The organism is Pseudomonas fluorescens, assembly GCF_000968015.1.
GTDB lineage: Bacteria > Pseudomonadota > Gammaproteobacteria > Pseudomonadales > Pseudomonadaceae > Aquipseudomonas > Aquipseudomonas fluorescens_W.
Genome location: NZ_LACH01000024.1, coordinates 1 through 18335, shown reverse-complemented (window position 1 = coordinate 18335; position 18335 = coordinate 1). Strand labels below are relative to the sequence as shown.

At 58.9% G+C, this 18335-nt stretch carries 19 protein-coding genes and 1 pseudogene; 10 read left to right on the top strand and 10 right to left on the bottom strand.

Annotation, left to right across the window (positions count from 1 at the left end; genetic code table 11):
• Positions 1 to 49: 49 nt before the first annotated feature.
• Complete coding sequence (locus VD17_RS13235) at positions 50 to 826, bottom strand: ferredoxin--NADP reductase (protein ID WP_046054197.1); 777 nt, start codon at positions 824 to 826, stop codon at positions 50 to 52.
• 319 nt (positions 827 to 1145) lie between these two features.
• Between VD17_RS13235 and VD17_RS13230 the strand changes: the two genes are divergently transcribed.
• Both VD17_RS13230 and VD17_RS13225 read left to right on the top strand, forming a co-directional pair.
• On the top strand, positions 1146 to 1877 hold the full coding sequence (locus VD17_RS13230) for a helix-turn-helix transcriptional regulator (RefSeq protein WP_046054196.1): 732 nt from the start codon (positions 1146 to 1148) through the stop codon (positions 1875 to 1877).
• A gap of 175 nt (positions 1878 to 2052) precedes the next feature.
• Positions 2053 to 3177, top strand: a complete 1125-nt coding sequence (locus tag VD17_RS13225) for a methyltransferase (RefSeq protein WP_046054195.1) — start codon at positions 2053 to 2055, stop codon at positions 3175 to 3177.
• An 82-nt stretch (positions 3178 to 3259) separates the two neighbouring features.
• On the opposite strand, the gene VD17_RS31585 is transcribed toward VD17_RS13225, so the two are convergent.
• From VD17_RS31585 to VD17_RS13215, 3 genes are read right to left on the bottom strand one after another with little or no spacing between them, the layout of a single operon-like run.
• Positions 3260 to 3430 carry a DUF2474 domain-containing protein gene (locus tag VD17_RS31585; RefSeq protein ID WP_080931998.1) on the bottom strand — a complete coding sequence of 57 codons (171 nt, stop codon included), beginning with the start codon at positions 3428 to 3430 and terminating at the stop codon, positions 3260 to 3262.
• A 57-nt stretch (positions 3431 to 3487) separates the two neighbouring features.
• A complete protein-coding gene (gene cydB / locus VD17_RS13220; RefSeq protein ID WP_008149156.1) occupies positions 3488 to 4495 on the bottom strand; it encodes a cytochrome d ubiquinol oxidase subunit II in 1008 nt (335 codons plus the stop codon).
• A 3-nt stretch (positions 4496 to 4498) separates the two neighbouring features.
• A complete protein-coding gene (locus tag VD17_RS13215; protein WP_046054194.1) occupies positions 4499 to 5938 on the bottom strand; it encodes a cytochrome ubiquinol oxidase subunit I in 1440 nt (479 codons plus the stop codon).
• Between the two features lie 473 nt (positions 5939 to 6411).
• On the opposite strand from VD17_RS13215, the pseudogene VD17_RS13210 reads away from it, so the two are divergent.
• From VD17_RS13210 to VD17_RS13200, 3 genes and pseudogenes are all read left to right on the top strand, one after another.
• Positions 6412 to 7572: pseudogene (locus VD17_RS13210) on the top strand (MFS transporter); the annotation flags it as partial.
• An 84-nt stretch (positions 7573 to 7656) separates the two neighbouring features.
• The gene (locus tag VD17_RS13205) at positions 7657 to 7935 is read left to right on the top strand and encodes a type II toxin-antitoxin system RelE/ParE family toxin (RefSeq protein WP_046054192.1); all 279 of its coding nucleotides are present in this window, start codon (positions 7657 to 7659) and stop codon (positions 7933 to 7935) included.
• Positions 7936 to 7948: 13 nt separating this feature from the next.
• On the top strand, positions 7949 to 8236 hold the full coding sequence (locus tag VD17_RS13200) for a HigA family addiction module antitoxin (RefSeq protein WP_046054191.1): 288 nt from the start codon (positions 7949 to 7951) through the stop codon (positions 8234 to 8236).
• A 6-nt stretch (positions 8237 to 8242) separates the two neighbouring features.
• Here VD17_RS13200 and VD17_RS13195 read toward each other — a convergent pair whose 3' ends face one another.
• Positions 8243 to 8794 carry a DJ-1 family glyoxalase III gene (locus VD17_RS13195; protein WP_046054190.1) on the bottom strand — a complete coding sequence of 184 codons (552 nt, stop codon included), beginning with the start codon at positions 8792 to 8794 and terminating at the stop codon, positions 8243 to 8245.
• A gap of 66 nt (positions 8795 to 8860) precedes the next feature.
• On the bottom strand, positions 8861 to 9316 hold the full coding sequence (locus tag VD17_RS13190) for a DUF4879 domain-containing protein (protein ID WP_046054189.1): 456 nt from the start codon (positions 9314 to 9316) through the stop codon (positions 8861 to 8863).
• A gap of 214 nt (positions 9317 to 9530) precedes the next feature.
• Between VD17_RS13190 and VD17_RS13185 the strand changes: the two genes are divergently transcribed.
• Positions 9531 to 10826, top strand: a complete 1296-nt coding sequence (locus tag VD17_RS13185) for an NCS2 family permease (RefSeq protein WP_046054188.1) — start codon at positions 9531 to 9533, stop codon at positions 10824 to 10826.
• Positions 10823 to 11902, top strand: coding sequence for a tRNA (uridine(54)-C5)-methyltransferase TrmA (trmA, locus tag VD17_RS13180; protein WP_046054187.1), 1080 nt, complete (start codon positions 10823 to 10825; stop codon positions 11900 to 11902). Before VD17_RS13185 ends, trmA begins: the two co-directional genes overlap by 4 nt.
• A 54-nt stretch (positions 11903 to 11956) precedes the next feature.
• Here the strand turns inward: trmA and VD17_RS13175 are convergent, their stop codons facing one another.
• Complete coding sequence (locus VD17_RS13175; protein WP_046054186.1) at positions 11957 to 12403, bottom strand: DUF2442 domain-containing protein; 447 nt, start codon at positions 12401 to 12403, stop codon at positions 11957 to 11959.
• Positions 12400 to 12828, bottom strand: coding sequence for a hypothetical protein (locus VD17_RS13170; protein WP_046054185.1), 429 nt, complete (start codon positions 12826 to 12828; stop codon positions 12400 to 12402). The genes VD17_RS13175 and VD17_RS13170 overlap by 4 nt, the downstream gene beginning before the upstream one ends.
• 340 nt (positions 12829 to 13168) lie before the next feature.
• Between VD17_RS13170 and VD17_RS13165 the strand changes: the two genes are divergently transcribed.
• The 3 genes from VD17_RS13165 to VD17_RS13155 all read left to right on the top strand — a co-directional run bounded on the left by VD17_RS13165 (position 13169) and on the right by VD17_RS13155 (position 15522).
• The gene (locus VD17_RS13165; RefSeq protein WP_046054184.1) at positions 13169 to 14080 is read left to right on the top strand and encodes a LysR family transcriptional regulator; all 912 of its coding nucleotides are present in this window, start codon (positions 13169 to 13171) and stop codon (positions 14078 to 14080) included.
• 141 nt (positions 14081 to 14221) lie between these two features.
• On the top strand, positions 14222 to 14662 hold the full coding sequence (gene aroQ / locus VD17_RS13160; protein WP_008084592.1) for a type II 3-dehydroquinate dehydratase: 441 nt from the start codon (positions 14222 to 14224) through the stop codon (positions 14660 to 14662).
• A gap of 5 nt (positions 14663 to 14667) precedes the next feature.
• Positions 14668 to 15522: a shikimate dehydrogenase gene (locus VD17_RS13155; protein ID WP_046054199.1), complete on the top strand. Its 855-nt coding sequence runs from the start codon at positions 14668 to 14670 to the stop codon at positions 15520 to 15522.
• 36 nt (positions 15523 to 15558) lie between these two features.
• Here the strand turns inward: VD17_RS13155 and VD17_RS13150 are convergent, their stop codons facing one another.
• Together VD17_RS13150 and quiC are read right to left on the bottom strand one after the other, a co-directional pair.
• Positions 15559 to 16236, bottom strand: coding sequence for a TetR/AcrR family transcriptional regulator (locus VD17_RS13150; RefSeq protein WP_046054183.1), 678 nt, complete (start codon positions 16234 to 16236; stop codon positions 15559 to 15561).
• 102 nt (positions 16237 to 16338) lie between these two features.
• The gene (quiC, locus tag VD17_RS13145; protein WP_046054198.1) at positions 16339 to 18243 is read right to left on the bottom strand and encodes a 3-dehydroshikimate dehydratase QuiC; all 1905 of its coding nucleotides are present in this window, start codon (positions 18241 to 18243) and stop codon (positions 16339 to 16341) included.
• Positions 18244 to 18335: the final 92 nt, after the last annotated feature.

Below are 18335 nucleotides of genomic sequence, written 5' to 3'. Positions count from 1 at the left end.
GCCCATGCTGGGCGCACACAAGAAACGGCGCCCTTGAGGCGCCGTTTTTTTACCAGTAGTTTTCCACCGCCACTTGCCCGGGTCGGCGACTGAGGCTCAAGTGCATGTGGCGCTGTTTGAGCAATTTGCGCGTGTCATCGATCATCTGCGGATTGCCGCAGAGCATGACCCTTGAGTGCTCGGCCGTCAGCGCCAGGCCAGCCGCCCGCTCCAGCTCGCCATTTTCGATCAGCGCAGTGATCCGGCCGCTCAGCGCGCCAGGATGCTGCTCGCGGGTGACAGTGGTGATGAGCTGTAGCTTGTGCGCAAACTCCGCTAAATAGTCGCGCTGGGCCAACCCGCTGACGAGATCCTGATAAGCCAGCTCCCGGGCTTCGCGCACACTGTAGACCAGGATGATTCGTTCGAATTTCTCCCAGATCTCGAAGTCCTGCAGGATCGACAGAAACGGCGCCAGGCCAGTGCCTGTGGATAACAACCAGAGATCACGGCCGTCGACAAAGCGATCCAGCGTCAGGTAACCAAACGCCTGACGCTCGACCAGCAGCGTATCGCCGGCTCCCAGCCGACTCAGCTCACTGGTGAACTCCCCCCCTGGCACCACAATGGAAAAGAATTCGAGGAACTCGTCATAGGGCGACGACACCATGGAATAGGCGCGCCATACGGTGCTGCCGTCAGCCTTGGTAACACCCAGCCTGGCGAATTGTCCGGCACGAAAACGAAAACCCGGATCCCGGGTGGTCCGCAGCGTGAACAGACTGGGGGTCAGCGACTGGACCTCGAGCAAGGTCTGGCGAGTGAATTTTTCTGCGCTGGCGGTCATGGGGTGCTCCATTCAACAGATAGCCACAGTGTCCCGCAAACCGGAGGGCTTAAACACCGATGAATTGTAGTGGCTTTAGCCAGGGGCTCATTCACATTAACTTCATAATACAACTTAACATTAACCATCCAGTTAACACGCAAATCCAAGCCTGATTGTAATAACTCCCTCCCTAACGTTAGAACCAGATACTTGCTTAAAATCGCAAACACAGCCAAAAAGTCTCACAAAAATATAGGAAACATCCTACACTCGGCTCGTGCCATATAATTGGATCCAAAAAGGCACCCCCATGTAACGTCACATCTGGAGATACAGTATGGAGAGGTGGAAGGAATCACAACTCAACCAATTATCAAGGGCAACGGAGATTGATATTGCCTACCGGATTTCACTGCGTTTCGCGAAAAATATAGGCTTTAAATATTTCGCCTTTTCAACAACATACCCAACAAAAACTGACCACTTCAATACAGTCCAGCTCAATAACTACCCTACGGACTGGAACATTGAATATGAACAAAAAAATTTCGGCGCGGTAGACCCAGTAGTGGCTCACTGCAATCACTCCAGGCTGCCTGTCCTTTGGAGCGAAGAGCTTTTTTCCAAGACCCCGTGCTTGTGGGACGCGCTTGAAAAACAAGGTTTGCAGCACGGTTGGTCACAATCGGTCCATGACGAGGACAGTGGCGTTTGCAGCATTCTGAGCCTGGCCAGAAGCCATTGCCCGATCACTGCATTTGAGCTGTATGAAAACCTCGGTTTTTCAGTGTTCATCGGGCGCCACTTGCATGCGTTGATCGCACAGACACTGCCCAGGAAATCGACCAAGCCACCCGTGCCGCATCTGTCCCCCCGCGAGATCGATGTATTGAAACTGGCGGCGGATGGCAAGACTGCCTATGAGAGCGCCAGAATCCTCAATCTCAGTGCACGCACGGTCAATTTTCATGTGCAAAGCGCGATTCTGAAACTGGGGGTCAATAACAAGATTTCCGCAGTCATCACCGCCACCAAGGACGGTATGCTCAATAGCAGCGCGATACGCTGACCCAAAAAACCTGCAAGTAATCCAAAAGAAAAAAACGTACCATTTGCGGTCCTTCTTGAGTGTTGACGTGTGAACCTTCACGACGCAGTGCACTCGGACGGTCACGCCCGCTACAACGCCCTTGGGCCGCGGGACACCTGTTGATGACCCCGTTGATTACCCAGAGCCCCGCCTCATGCCCTTGCTCGAAACACCCTTCGCCCGACTCGACCTGATCCGCCAGCCCGAACAGCAGAACGAACCGCTGCAGGCGTTTGATGCCGCTGACGAATACCTGCTCACCCATCTGGCTGACCAACAGCCCTCGGCCGACACTCGGGTTTTGGTGCTCAACGACAGCTTTGGCGCATTGGCCGCCAGCCTGGCGGGCAAGGTTCAAGTGACCAGCAGCGGCGACTCGTTCCTGGCGTTTCAGGGACTGGAAAAAAATCTGATCCGTAACGGCCAGGGGTTTGATGCGGTGCCAAGCGTACCGGCCAGCGAAGCCTTTTCAGGCCCCTTTGACCGGGTACTTATCCGGGTCCCGAAAACCCTCGCCTTGCTGGAAGAACAACTGATTCGTTTGCAGGGTCAACTGGCGCCGGGAGCTCAGGTGATTGCTGCGGCGATGATCAAGCATTTGCCCCGTGCCGCGGGCGATCTGCTGGAACGCTACATCGGGCCGGTGCAAGCCTCGTTGGCGGTGAAGAAGGCTCGGCTGTTGATCGCGACTGCTGAAATCAAAACGCCTGTCACGTCCCCCTACCCGACCCGTTATCGACTCGACGCCCCTGAGATCGAACTGCTGAATCACGCCAATGTGTTCTGCCGCGAAGGGCTGGATATCGGCACGCGAGCGTTTTTGCCGCACCTGCCAAAGAACCTCGGCTCAGCGCGGGTTGCCGACCTGGGATGTGGCAACGGGGTGTTGGCCATCGCCAGCGCCCTGCAAAACCCCGAGGCCCACTACACGCTCGTGGACGAGTCGTACATGGCCGTGCAATCGGCAGCCGAAAACTGGCGCGCGGCGCTCGGTGACCGGGAAGTGGTTGTACGTGCCGGTGATGGTTTGGCGGGTCAGGAACCTCAGTCTCTGGACGTGGTGTTGTGCAATCCACCGTTTCACCAACAACAAGTCGTCGGCGACTTCCTGGCCTGGCGCATGTTCCAGCAGGCCCGAGAGGCGCTGGTGGTAGGCGGCGCGTTGTACATTGTCGGCAACCGTCATCTGGGGTATCACAGCAAACTCGCGCGGTTGTTCCGCGGCGTCGAGCAAGTGGCGGCCACACCCAAGTTCGTGATCCTTAAAGCCCGAAAATAATCCCAGGCAAAAAAAACCCTCCAGCACAAGAGGGTTGTAAATCCGTGCCGCAAGGCGACGGGATGGGATCAGGTGCAAAAAATCAGTGGGTCGTCAGGCCCGCGGCATTCATGAACATGCGCATCAGGCTGGCCGCGATGAACAGCGCCACAACGCTGCCGGCCCAGATCATCGCCAGCCAGCCGAGTCGCTGCCAGAGCGGCTTTTTCTCTGCTGCTTCGATTTCCTGCAAGGAATGTTTACCCGCCTTCACCGCAATCTCCTCTGAAGATATGGCGCAGGTATCAGCCCTGCGCCACTGTCGCGTGCTCTAGTGATAGCCATCTTCGTGGGTGACCTTGCCGCGGAACACGTAGTAGCTCCAGAAGGTGTAACCCAGGATGAACGGGATAATGAACAGCGTGCCCACCAGCATGAAGCCCTGGCTTTGCGGCGGTGCGGCGGCGTCCCAGATCGAGATCGACGGCGGTACGATGTTCGGCCACAGGCTGATGCCCAGACCGCTGTAGCCGAGGAAGATCAGCACCAGCGTCAGCAGGAATGGCGTGTAGTGCGCATTGCGAGCCACCGCACGGATCAGACCGTACATGGTCACCAGCACCAGAATCGGCACCGGCAGGAACCAGAACAGGTTCGGCAGGGTGAACCAGCGAGCGGCAATCTCGGCGTGGGCCAGCGGGGTCCAGATGCTGACGATACCGATCACCGCTAACACCACGAAAGCCAGTGGCCGAGCCAGGTCATGCATCTGCTCCTGCAACTTGCCTTCGGTCTTCATGATCAGCCAGGTGCAACCGAGCAGTGCATAAGCCACCACCAGCGCCACGCCGCAGAACAGGGTGAACGGCGTCAACCAGTCCAGTGAGCCACCGGCAAACTGCCGATTGACCACCGGCAACCCATCGATAAATGCCCCCAGCGCTACGCCCTGGAAGAACGTGGCGGCAATCGAACCACCGATGAATGCCTTGTCCCAGAGATGGCGCTTGTCGTCCCTGGCCTTGAAGCGGAACTCAAACGCCACACCGCGGAAGATCAGCCCGATCAGCATGAAAATCAGTGGCAGGTACAGCGCCGAGAGCACCACCGAGTAAGCCAGTGGAAATGCACCGAACAACGCCGCGCCGCCCAGCACCAGCCAGGTTTCGTTACCGTCCCAGACCGGTGCAACGGTGTTCATCATCACGTCACGATCGGTCTTGCCCGGAATGAACGGGAAGAGAATCCCGATCCCCAAATCGAAACCGTCCATGACCACGTACATCATGATGCCGAAGATGATGATCACGGCCCAGATCAGCGGAAGATCAATACCCATGAGTCAAATCTCCTTGGTCAGGCTGGGGCTGTGGTCGCTGTCACCGTTGTCATCGGCGGCGGACAGCGGACGGGCCGGCGTGCGTTTCTGGCCAGGACCACCGTCGTTGGTTTCCTTGCCTTCGTCGATCTTCGGCCCTTTGCGCACCAGGCGCATCATGTAGCCAAGACCTGCACCGAACAGCGCGAAATAGACCACGACGAACATGATCAACGTGATGCTCATCTGCATGAAGCTGTGATTGGAGGACGCATCCGCCGTACGCATCAGGCCGTAGACGACCCACGGCTGACGGCCGATTTCAGTGGTGAACCAACCGGCGAGGATCGCGATCAGGCCAGACGGCCCCATCCACAACGCCAGGTACAGGAACGGCCGCGAGGTATAGAGCTTGTCGCGTTTACGCAGCCACAGGCTCCACAAACCAGTGAAGATCATCAGCATGCCCAGACCCACCATGATCCGGAACGACCAGAACACGATGGTCGAATTCGGCCGGTCTTCAGGCGGAAATTCCTTGAGCGCCGGGACCTGTTTGTCCAGCGAGTGCGTGAGGATCAGGCTGCCCAGGTACGGGATCTCTACCGCGAATTTGGTCCGCTCTTCTTTCATGTCCGGCCAGCCAAACAGGATCAGCGGGGTCGGCTCATCGCCGTGGTTTTCCCAGTGACCTTCGATCGCGGCGATTTTCGCCGGCTGATGCTCAAGCGTGTTGAGGCCGTGGAAGTCACCGATGACCGCTTGAATCGGGGCCACGATCAAGGCCATCCACATGGCCATCGAGAGCATAGTGCGGATCGCCGGGTTGTCCTTGCCGCGCAGCAAATGCCACGCTGCCGAGGAACCGACGAAGAAGGCGGTCGCGACAAACGCTGCCGTCGCCATGTGCATCAGGCGGTACGGGAACGACGGGTTGAAGATTACCGCCAGCCAGTCCACCGGAATCACCTGGCCGTTGACGATTTCGTAGCCTTGCGGCGTCTGCATCCAGCTGTTGGAGGCGAGAATCCAGAAGGTCGAAATCAGTGTGCCGATGGCGACCATGACCGTGGCGAAGAAGTGCAGATTGCGCCCGACCTTGTTCCAGCCGAACAGCATGACACCGAGGAAACCGGCTTCGAGGAAGAAAGCGGTGAGTACTTCGTACGTCAGCAGCGGCCCGGTCACGGAGCCGGCGAAGTCCGAGAAGCGGCTCCAGTTGGTGCCGAACTGATAGGCCATGACGAGCCCGGAGACCACGCCCATGCCGAAGTTGACGGCAAAGATCTTCGACCAGAAGTGATACAGATCGCGGTACGTGTCGTTATGGGTTTTCAGCCACAGGCCTTCGAGCACCGCCAGGTAACTCGCCAGGCCAATGGTGATGGCGGGAAATAGAATGTGAAACGAAATGGTGAACGCGAACTGAATCCGGGCGAGATCAAGTGCCTCCAAACCGAACATAAGTCTTCCTCTGTCAGGTAATACCGGCTGAAGGCTTCTGGCCTACACCCACTGCCCCCACGGATATGGAGTGTGGCGAATTTGAATTCGTTCTTTTTTTACTAACATCACAACGTAGGGAGTCTGGCCATCTGGCCGCCGGATCAATTCCACGAGCGGTCTTGATCTGGATCAAGCAACGTTAAAAGAGTAGTCCCATTTTTGACGATGGACGGTGTGGTCTTTTGCCGCGTGACAGGTTGCCTCACTGGCCTGGTCATAAGCAGTAACACATACCTCTGTGGGAGCGAGCTTGCTCGCGAAGCGGTGTGTCAGGCGACAGATGAGAGACTGATACGCCGCCATCGCGAGCAAGCTCGCTCCCACAGGGTAAGTCTCTTGTTTTCGAGATCGGTGTTTAGCTAACGAAATTTCCCAACCCTGCAACTTCTGGTTACAGCTTGGTGATAATCTCGACCCTCCCATCGCTCAAGACCGGCTTTCAGATGCTCACGGTGGCCATTGGCTGGAACCTCTACCTACTGACCGGCAATGTGCTCGACCTGGGCCTGGTCGGTCTGGTGGAGTTCGCCCCGCGGGTGCTGTTCATGCTGCACACCGGGCATGTCGCGGACCGTTATGACCGGCGCAAGGTCGCGGCAATCTGTCAGTCCCTGCAAGCGTTGATCGCCCTGTCGCTGGCCATTGGTAGCGCGACCGACAATGTCACCCGGGAGATGATTTTCATCCTCGCGTTCCTGCTCGGTGCCGCCCGCTCCTTCGAAATGCCGACCACTCAGGCCCTGTTGCCGAGCATCGTGCCCAGCGCGCTGTTCCCCCGCGCCGTCGCCGCCGCCCAATCCGCCCAGCAATCGGCGACTATCGTTGCCCCGGCCCTCGGTGGGTTGCTTTACGCCTTCGGCAGCGTCTGGGTCTATGGCCCGACGGTGATCCTCTACATCATCGCCTGCATGCTGATGCTCAACCTGCCTGCACGGCAGACACCGCTGAACAAGGGCAAGGCAACCCTGGACTCGCTGCTGGCGGGCATCCGCTTCATTCGCAGTCGTCCGGACATTCTCGGGGCGATTTCTCTGGATTTGTTTGCGGTATTGCTCGGTGGCGCGACGGCGCTGCTGCCGGTGTTCGCCAAGGACATTCTGCTGACCGGCCCCTGGGGCCTGGGCCTGTTGCGCTCGGCGCCGGCAGTCGGTGCGCTGCTGATGTCGCTGTACCTGGCGAGATTTGCCGTGGAGCGCAAAGTCGGACGGGTCATGTTTACCGCAGTGGGTGTGTTCGGCGTCGCGACCATTGCGTTCGGCCTGTCGACCTCGTTCTGGTTTTCCCTGGCGGTGCTGGTGGTGTTGGGCGCGGCGGACATGATCAGCATGGTGATCCGCGCCTCCTTCGTGCAACTGGAAACCCCGGATGAAATGCGTGGCCGGGTCAGTGCCGTGAACGGTTTGTTCATCGGCGCTTCGAACCAGTTGGGCGAGTTTGAATCCGGCTTGACCGCCCATTGGTTCGGCACCGTGCCAGCGGTGGTCATGGGCGGTATTGGCACATTGGTGGTGACCGGGGCGTGGATCAAACTGTTCCCGACCCTGGCTAACCGCGACCGCATGCATGTGCCGGTGGAAGAAGTGAAGGTATAGAGCAGTTGCCAATCACACTTTTGCCGAGCGGGTGCAATACATAGATAGTGCAGCTGGTGTAATGTATCGCCTTACACTTATCCCATGATCAAATCCTTTCAGCACAAAGGCCTTCGTGGCTTCTATGAAACAGGTTCGACTCGTGGGATCCGCGCAGACCATGCGAAGCGTCTGTCTCGAATGCTTCAGTTCATGGATCGCGCCACGCTACCTGGCGATCTGGACCTCCCGGGATGGCGATTGCACCCACTCAAGGGAGAGTTGACCGAATATTGGTCACTGAGCGTTTCGGGGGAACTGGCGATTATTTTCCGTTTTATCGATTCAGACATCGAACTGGTTGACTATCTGGACTACCACTGACAGGAGGCAGGACATGCCCATGCACAACCCGCCACACCCTGGCGAAACCCTTTTGATGGATGTATTGCCTGAACTTGGCATCAGCGTCACAGAGTTGGCCCGGCACCTGCGATTTGCACGCCCGCATCTATCGCGAGTGCTGCATGGCCACGCGCCGATCAGTCCTGATTTGGCGGTACGCCTGGAGCGGGCTGGAATTGGCAAGGCCAGAATGTGGCTAGGTATTCAGACCGACTACGATCTTTGGCAAGCGGAGCATCGTGAGCAACCGGTCATCGAACCCATTGCCGTTCACGCCTGACACTTTCTAGACAACCAACTCCCCCGCCACCGCCGCTCGCCTGGCTTTGCCGCAGAGTTGTTCCACCAGCGTCAGGGCGAATTGCAATGTCGCCCCTGAACCTTGGGCAGTGATGCAGTTGCCATCGACCACCACCGGTTGATCGACGAAGTTGCACCCCAACAGTTGATGGCTGGCCGATGGCAGGCAGGTCATGCGTCGCTGACGCAGTACGCCAAAGGCTTGCAGCGCCAGCGCCGGGGCCTCGGCGATGCCGGCGAACAGGCGCCCGGCCGCCGCCTGATCCTTGATCAATTGTTGCAGGGGTTGATGCGCCGCCAGATGTTGCGCCCCCACGGCACCGCCGGGCAGGACGATCAGATCGAACGGCTGGGCCAGCACATCCACCAGCATCGCATCGGACGTCACTCGGGTGCCGCGCGCGCAGGTGAGCATGCGCCGCGCCTCGATGCTTGCCACCACCACTTCGACCTTGGCACGGCGCAGCACATCGATCAGGGTCACTGCTTGCAGGTCATCGATGCCCTCGGCGAGGGTAATCAGAGCTCTAAAGGTCATGGGCGCAGTCCACTGGATGATCTTTAAAGCGTAGTCAGCTTTCCTGCCCCTTGTTCGAACCGGCCGTTACTTGATGTAAAGCTGCGTCGATAGCGTATTGCCGGGCGCGTTGATCGACGTGTTGCTGAAGGTGAATGTGCCTTCCTGTTTACCCGCCAGATCGAAGACATACAGATAGCCGACGGTTTTTTTCCCGACGGTGCAATCGGTCAGATTGCCGTTATCAAAAGCACAGACCGGGGTCCGGGTGCCGTTCACCTCAAAACCGTCCAGCCCGACATGCGCGCTACGACCATAACCGACTTCCAACACGTAGACCTTGATGTTCGGTCCGCTGTGATTGCAGCGGGTTTGCTCTTGCCCTTGGGCAATGTCTTCAAAGCCGCAGCCCGGCGACTCGACCTTGAGTACCTTCACCTGACTCAGTGGCGCCGCCGATGCGGCCGAGGCGGTGGGCGCCTCCAGGAACAAGGCGATCGCCATTGCGAATACGGTAATCAGACGTTTATTCATGCAATACATAAGTACCCCCAGAACCAGCGCGCAGTATGGCGCACTTGGCTTTACCGCAAAACATCGACGACGATCGCAGCCATAAGCAGCCATAGCCCCACGCTGCTGGTATGATGCGCGGCTTTTTCCGACCCACAGAAAATTACCAGGCGCCAGCAGCGGTCTGTGCTTTGCTGTTGAGGTCGATACATTCACGGCGCCTGGCGCGCCACGGGGAGCAGACATGCTGGAAAGGCTGTTTCAACTCAAGGCACACAACACCAACGTGCGGACCGAGATTCTGGCGGGCTTCACGACCTTTTTGGCCATGGCCTACATTCTGTTCGTCAACCCGAGCATCCTCGGCGAGACCGGCATGGACAAGGGCGCGGTGTTCGTCGCCACGTGCCTGGCAGCTGCCATCGGCTCCACGGTGATGGGCCTGATCGCCAACTACCCGATCGCTCTCGCGCCGGGCATGGGCTTGAACGCCTTCTTTACCTACACCGTGGTCCTGCACATGGGTCACACCTGGCAAGTGGCGCTGGGTGCGGTATTCATCTCCGCAGTGTGCTTTTTCCTGCTGTCGATCTTCCGCATCCGCGAATGGATCATCAATAGCATCCCGCTGCCGCTACGTTCGGCGATCGCCGCCGGTATCGGCCTGTTCCTGGCGCTGATCGCCCTGCATAACGCGGGCATCGTGGTCAGCAACCCGGCCACCATGGTCGGCCTCGGCGATTTGAAACAACCAGCCCCGATCCTCGCGACCCTCGGCTTTGCCCTGATCGTGGCGCTCGAAGCGCTCGCCGTGCGCGGCGCGGTACTGATCGGCATTCTGGTCGTGACCATCGCGTCCATCGCATTGGGCTTCACCCCGTTCGGCGGCGTCATGTCGATGCCACCGTCCCTGGCCCCGACCTTCCTGCAACTGGACATCAAGGGCGCCCTGGACATTGGTCTGGTCAGCGTGATCTTCGCGTTCCTGTTCGTCGACCTGTTCGACAACTCCGGCACCCTGATCGGCGTCGCCAAGCGCGCTGGCCTGATGGGCAAGGATGGCCACATGCCGAAAATGGGTCGCGCCCTGATCGCCGACAGCACCGCGGCCATGGCCGGTTCGCTGCTGGGCACTTCGACCACCACCAGTTACATCGAATCCGCAGCCGGCGTGAGTGCCGGCGGCCGCACCGGCCTGACCGCTGTTGTCGTGGCGATTCTGTTCCTGTTGGCGCTGTTTTTCTCGCCATTGGCGGCCAGCGTTCCAGCCTTTGCTACCGCGCCTGCACTGCTGTTCGTCGCGGTATTGATGACATCCGGCCTGGCCGAAATAGACTGGGACGACATCACCGTCGCCGCACCGGTCGTGGTCACTGCTCTGGCCATGCCGTTCACTTATTCCATCGCCAACGGCATCGCCTTCGGTTTCATCTCCTGGACCGCGATCAAGTTGCTGTCCGGCCGCGGCCGTGAGCTGAACTCGGCACTGGTGATTCTGTCGATTCTGTTCGTGATCAAGTTGGGTTGGTTCAACGCATGACTTTTGATTCCCAGGCTTACGCCGTTCAGCTCGAAGAGAAGGTCACGCGCCTGCGTGACCTGTTGGCCCCGTTCGGTGCGCCAGAACCTGCGGTGTTCGACTCGCCGCTGAAAAACTTCCGCCTGCGCGCCGAGTTCCGCTTGTGGCGCGAAGCCGGCGAGCGTCACTACGCGATGTTTTCCCAGGAAGACAAACGCACGCCGATCCTGATCGAAGAATTCCCGATCGCCAGCCTGCGCATCAACGAGTTGATGCCGCAGCTGAAGGCAGCGTGGCAAGCCAGTGCGGCCCTGAGCAACAAGCTGTTCCAGGTGGAGTTCCTGACCACCCTGGCTGGCGATGCGATGATCACGCTGTGCTATCACCGCCCGCTGGACGAGCACTGGCACGCGGCAGCGTCGAAACTGGCAGTTGACCTGAACGTCAGCATCATCGGCCGCTCCAAGGGCAAACGCGAAGTGATCGGTCACGATTACGTGGTCGAGCAGATGGACGTCGGCGGTCGCACCTTCAGCTATCGCCAGCCGGAAGGCGCGTTCACCCAGCCCAACGGCACCGTGAACCAGAAGATGCTCAACTGGGCTTACGACTCACTCGGTGATCGCTCCGACGATTTACTGGAGTTGTATTGCGGTAACGGCAACTTCACCTTGCCGCTCGCGACGCGCGTACGCAAAGTGCTGGCCACCGAAATCAGCAAGGCGTCGGTCAATGCCGCGTTGAGCAATCTCAGCGAAAACGCTGTGGATAACGTCACCCTGGTGCGCTTGTCCGCCGAGGAGCTGACCGAAGCCCTGAACGAAGTTCGTCCTTTCCGTCGTCTGCACGGTATCGATCTGAAGAGCTACGAGTTCGGTAGCGTCTTCGTCGATCCGCCTCGCGCTGGGATGGATCCGGACACCTGCGAGCTGACCCGTCGCTTCGACAACATCCTCTACATCTCCTGCAACCCTGAAACCCTGGCGGCCAACATCGCCCAGTTGCACGACACCCATCGCATCACCCGATGCGCAATGTTCGACCAGTTCCCGTGGACCCATCACATGGAATCCGGGGTGTTGTTGACCCGGCGGTAATTGCCGTTGGCAGAAACAAATCAGCCGTCATCACGACGGCTTTTTTGTGCGCACTCAAAGGGTGATATCTGTCTTGCGCGGACGCCCGCCCTTACGGCCATTCGCCCGCGCAGCCTCTGCTTTGGCGGCGCTACTTTGGCGACCATTACGCGAGGCGACTACCGAGGCGGCCATGTCCATCAACGGTTTGCTCGCTGAAATCATACCGGCGATGGAGACCTGCAGATCCTTGCCCTCGTGGCAAAGGGCTGTCCCGGAAAAGCCGACTTTCAGGTCTGCGAAATCCTCGACGTCGAAATCATCGAACTCCGGATAGTGCTGCACGGGCAACAGCACGCCACTGCCATCAATGAAATTGACCGCCAGGCACGGTTCCACAAAGGTCACCGAAGTCGCCTGCAGACCACCTTTGTGGCGCACCTGGCCACGCTGGATGGCTTCATCCAGCACGGCTTCGGTTACGGGCCGATCCACCAACATTTTTGCTGTTATCGTTTTCATAGTTCGATCTCCACGCCCTCCGGAACGCCCATCAGCGCTAGTAGAGTCTTGTTCGTCTCGGGCTCATAGCAAGCCGAGCCAATCATGCAGGTCGTACTGGCGACCCTTTTTACCACCACGACTTCACTGGTTTGCCAGTCCCATATCTGATGATCGAGGCAGACCGTGTGCAGCTTGTCCCACCAGATACGCCGAGCGCGGCGCAAATGAGCGGGTTGTCCGAGCGCGTGACGCAACCCTTCCAGCACCGCCACAGGTGGCCTGCGAGAATGAGGAACCACGTCCCACAGCTCGACACTGTTGTGCCAGAAGCTGAATTTGAAGCGCGCACTCCAGGTTCCGGCATCCACATGTGCATGCGGCGGGCAGTGCTCATCGCGCAACATGATCACCATTGAAAACCCTTTGTAGCTGAATAATCTCATGCTAACCCATCCGTTAGGTTAATGAGCCCGAAGCCCCGACATTCCCTGGAAAATCCGATAACTGGCGCTGAGCATTCGATCAGTCATCCACCGTTGAGCCTAGCGCCAAGGCCTTCATCAGGACGGCGAATGACGGCGCAAATTGGTAAGCAATCCTTTCACCGCAGCCATAAAAAGCCGTCACGAGGACGGCTTTCCTGGTTTTCTACACGATCATCCAGGTTGATTTTTTCGGTACTCGGTTGTGGTCATTCCGGCGTAACCCCAATTATCCGTGTCGACTTAATTCATCTACAGTGGCGAAATTCAGCCCTTCATTTGATCCCCGGTGTAATCAATCATGCAGCGACAATTCGATGATCTTCAGCTGGGCAGCATCGAGCTGTTTTGTCTGGCGGCCGAAGCCGGCAGCTTTACCGCCGCCGCGCTGGTGGCTGGCGTGACGCCCGCAGCCGTGAGCCGCTCGGTGTCGCGCATGGAGGAACGGCTGGGCGTGCGGTTGTTCGCCCGCACCACCCGCAGCGTCAAACTGACCGACAGTGGTCGGCGGTATTACGAGGAATGTCGCCAGGCGCTGGCGCAATTGGTCGAGGCCCAGCGTGAGGTCATGGGTCAGCAGCAACAGCCTTCCGGCACCTTGCGCATCAGCATTCCCACCACCTATGCCCATCACCGGATTCTGCCGTTGTTGCCGGCTTTTCGGGCACGCTTTCCAGCGGTGAAGGTCGAGTCGCACATCAGCAATCGCAACATCGATTTCGTCGGCGAAGGCTATGACATGGCGATCCGCGTGCGGGCGATTCCGGATTCCGGCCTGATCGCCCGACAGCTGGAGGACGCCGCGCTGGTGATGATTGCCAGTCCTGACTACCTCAAGCACGCGGGCATTCCACAAACGCTGGATGATCTTAAACAGCACGAGTGTATCCAGTACGAATTGCCCAGTAGCGGTCGGCGGATTGCCTGGCTGTTCAACGACAATGGCGTGCACCGGGAGATTCTGGCCGAGGGCAATTTCAGTTGTTCCGACGACGTACTGGGCGGCGTGACCCTGGCCAAACACGGGGCGGGATTGTTCCAGACATACCGCTTTATCGTCGAAAACGAATTGGCCGATGGTTCGTTGGTGGAAGTGCTCAAGCCGTATGGCGGACGCTCGCGACCGTTCACCCTGCTCTACCCGCAAACTCGCCATATGCCGTTGCGTTTGAGGGCGTTCATCGATTTTCTGGTGGAGCATCTGCCCCGCTGAAAAGCTAAAACCGTCCGATCACCGCACACATTAACCCTGAGAATCGCCTCTTCAATTGACCAAATTAACCATCTAGTACAATTTATCTCCACAGGCTGAAACCCTCGGCCAATGCCAAAAACAATAAGTGGAGAGACCCCGATGCCCCCTATCGTTCTGGTGCTCAACGGCCCCAATCTGAACCTGCTCGGCACCCGTGAACCGGCGACTTACGGCCACGAAACCCTGGCCGACATCTCAGCCTTGTGCGGTCGTGCCGCCGAAGAGTTCGGCCTGGCGGTGGAGTTTCGCCAGACCAATCATGAAGGCGAACTGCTCGACTGGATTCACGCCGCGCGCGGCCGTTGCGCCGGGATCGTCATCAACCCGGCCGCCTGGACCCACACCTCGGTCGCGATCCGCGATGCCCTGGTCGCCAGCGAATTGCCGGTGATCGAAGTCCACCTGTCCAACGTTCATGCCCGCGAGCCCTTCCGCCACCACTCTTTTGTGTCGGCCATCGCCACGGCGGTGATGGCCGGTTTCGGCAGCCACGGCTATCGCCTGGCGCTGGAGCATTTCAGCCAACGTTTGAAGGGGTGAACGCCGTGACTCAGACCAACGCTGTACTGGCCGGACTGATCGGCGCCGGCATCCAGGCTTCTCGTACCCCGGCGCTGCATGAGCATGAAGGCGATGCCCAGGGTTTGCGTTACCTCTATCGCCTGATCGATCTGGACCAGTTGAAACTCGACAGCAGCGCCCTGCCCGACCTGTTGATGGCCGCCGAGCGGATGAACTTCACTGGTCTGAATATCACCTTTCCGTGCAAGCAGACGATCATCCCGCTGCTCGATGAGTTGTCACCAGAAGCTCGAGGCATTGGGGCGGTGAACACGGTCGTGCTGAAGGACGGCAAACGCATCGGCCACAACACCGATTGCCTGGGCTTCGCCGAGGGTTTCCGTCGTGGTTTGAAGGGCGTTGCCCTTGAGCGTGTCGTGCAAATGGGGGCCGGTGGCGCTGGCGCGGCAGTGGCCCATGCCCTATTGAGTGAAGGCGTACAGCTGCTGAGCATTTTTGACGTGGACCTCAGCCGTGCCCAGAGCCTGGCGGACAATCTCAATCAACATTTCGGCGTCGGCCGGGCGGTGGCGGGCCATGACTTGCTGAGCACCCTGGCCCAGGCTGACGGCCTGGTGAACACCACCCCCATGGGCATGAAGAAACTGCCGGGCATGCCAGTGCCGGTGGAATTGCTTCGCGGTGAATTGTGGGTGGCGGAGATCGTTTACTTCCCGCTGGAAACCGAACTGCTGCGCAACGCCCGCGCGTTGGGTTGCCGCACGCTGGATGGCGGCAACATGGCCGTGTTTCAGGCGGTGAAGGCGTTTGAGTTGTTCAGCGGCGTGGTGCCGGATGCGCAGCGAATGCTCGAGCATTTTCAAAGCATGAATGGCTGAACGGATGCGGTGAGGGGGCAATCCCCTCACCCCACATCAGGCCTGCAGATAGCGCAAAACCGACTCGCAAATCATCTCTCGATGACGCTGCTTGATGCTTTCGTCCGGCAAGTCGACCTGAAAGATCTCACCGAAAGTATGGCGGTTCGACACGCGATAGAAGCAGAACGAGCTGATCAGCAGATGCACATCCAACGGCTCGAGCCCGGCTCGGAACACACCTTCCTCAGCACCACGACGCAAAATCTCGCCCAGTGAATCGAGGATGGTGTTGTTCATCGCCTTGATCGCATCGGAGCGCTTCACGTATTCAGCGTTGTGAATGTTCTCGATGCTGACAATCCGCACAAAATCGACGTTGCGATCATGGTGGTCGAAAGTGAACTCCACCAGCCGCCGAATCGCTTCCACCGGCGCCAGTTCGGTCAGGTGCAGACGGTTTTCGGTGCTGCGGATATCGCCGTAAAGTTTCTCCAGCACCTCGACGTAGAGCTGTTCCTTACTGCCGAAGTAGTAATAGATCATGCGTTTTGAGGTGTGGATGCGCTCGGCAATCGCATCGACGCGAGCGCCGGAAAGCCCCTGCTGGACGAACTCGACAATCGCCTCTTGAAGGATGTTCTCGCGGGTCTTTTCCGGGTTGTTCTTGCGACTCTTGCGCGGCTCGACAATCGGTTCGTCGGACGCGGCGGAGAGTTCTGAAGTTATCGTCATTGCGGGCTCACGGCCATCACTGCACAGGTTGGCGATTATGAGCCGCGCCGCACAGTGAAGGAAGCCGCGCGGCAGCGGTTTGTTTCCGTGTTTACGATTTTCCTACAACTTTGCCTGACGTACAGCACCGCTTCGCGACTTGGCCATGGCCGCCAGTCGCACCGCGACGTTGGCTGCGCCGTAACCTGCGTAGCCGTTCTTGCGCTGGATGATCTCGAAGAAGAAGCGCCCTTCGAACGGTTCGGTATACACATGAAACAACTCGCCACCCTGGGCATCGCGGTCGTAGAGCACGTTGTAATAGGCCAGTTCGCTGAGGAACTCGTCATCGAAATCGAACCGCGCGGCGAGGTCATCGTAGTAATTGAGCGGGATATCCAGCAGCGGTACGCCCGCCTCCTTGGCCCGGCTGACTTCGGCAAAGATGTCGTCGCAATCGAAGGCGATGTGATGCACGCCAGAGCCGCGATAACTCGACAGTGCATGTGAGATCGCGGTGTTGCGGTTCTCGGAAATATTCAGCGGCAAGCGGATCGAACTGTCCCGACTGCGCAGCGCCCGACTCTTCACCAGGCCATACGGATCAGGCAGCACCACTTCATCGTCGGCTTCGAAATCCAGCAGGCTTTTATAGAACAGCACCCAACTGTCGAGGCTGTCAGCCGGCAGCGCCATGGCCATATGGTCAATGCGCTTGAGGCCGCCACTGGCCACCGCGGCGGGTTGCAGATGGAAGTCGGTGCCGTAGACATCGGCGTCCTGGTCCACCAGATAAATCAGGCTGCCATCCGGTGCGCGCACTGCGGCGAGCTCCAATTCATTGGGGCCGACCAGTCCGCGATACGGCTGGCCTTTGTAAGCCACGGCCCGCGCCAGCGCACTGGCGCTGTCCTTGACCCGCACGGCGGTGGCGCACAGCGAGGGGCCGTGAGCCTCGAAAAAACTGTGGGCGAACGAGTAAGGCTCAGAGTTGAGGATCAGGTTGATATCACCCTGACGCAGCAGGCTCACGCTCTTGGAACGGTGTTGCCCTGCCTTGACGAAGCCCAGCCGCTCCAGCCAATGGGACAGCTTGGCGCCAAGGCTTTCGTCCACGGCGAATTCAAGAAACTCGATGCCGTTGTACTCGCTGGCCTTGGGCGTCTCGAACAGAATGTCGACAGTCGCCGGTGGCTTGGTTTCTTCCTGCGCCAGACGTTCGCGGGTTTTCTCTTCCAGGTACAGCAACGAGCGCAAACCGTCGGCGGCATTGGCCCGTGGCGGCGCGGCGCGGAAGCCGTCGTTGAAGATCTCCAGCGACAACGGCCCGGTGTACCCGCTCTTGATGATCGGCGCGAGGAAACCCGGCAAATCGAACTCACCCTGGCCCGGGAAACAGCGGAAATGCCGGCTCCACTCCAGCACGTCCATGGCCAGGATCGGCGCGTCGGCCATTTGCACGAAGAAAATCTTGTCGCCGGGAATCTCGGCAATCGCGCTCGGATCACCCTTGAGCGACAACGTGTGAAAGCTGTCCAACAACACGCCGAGGTTTGGATGATCGGCCTGACGGACGATGTTCCACACTTGTTGATAAGTGTTCACGTGGCGGCCCCAGGCCAGCGCTTCGTAGCCGATCCGCAAACCACGAGCACCGGCGTGTTCGGCCAGCAGGCGCAAGTCGTCGACTAAAATCTGTTCGTCACCGATAGAGTCGGCCGAAGCGTTGCTGCACACCAGCACCAGGTCCGTACCCAATTCCTGCATCAGGTCGAACTTGCGCTCGGCCCGCTCCAGGTTGCGCGGCAAGCGGTCGCGGCGGCAGCCCTCGAAATCCCGGAAGGGTTGAAACAGCGTGATCGCGATCCCGAGGTCGGCGCACATCTGTTTGATTTCCCGCGGACTGCCGTCGTAGTAGAGAAGGTCGTTCTCGAAAATCTCCACCCCGTCGAAACCGGCGGCGGCGATGGCTTCAAGTTTTTCCGGCAGGGTACCGCTCAAGGACACGGTGGCAATGGAACGCTGCATATTTCGACTCCCGGTGGTGGAGACAATCTTGTTATCGACATCGCACGCTTTCGCTTTTACGTAGGAGCTGTCGAGTGAAACGAGGCTGCGAT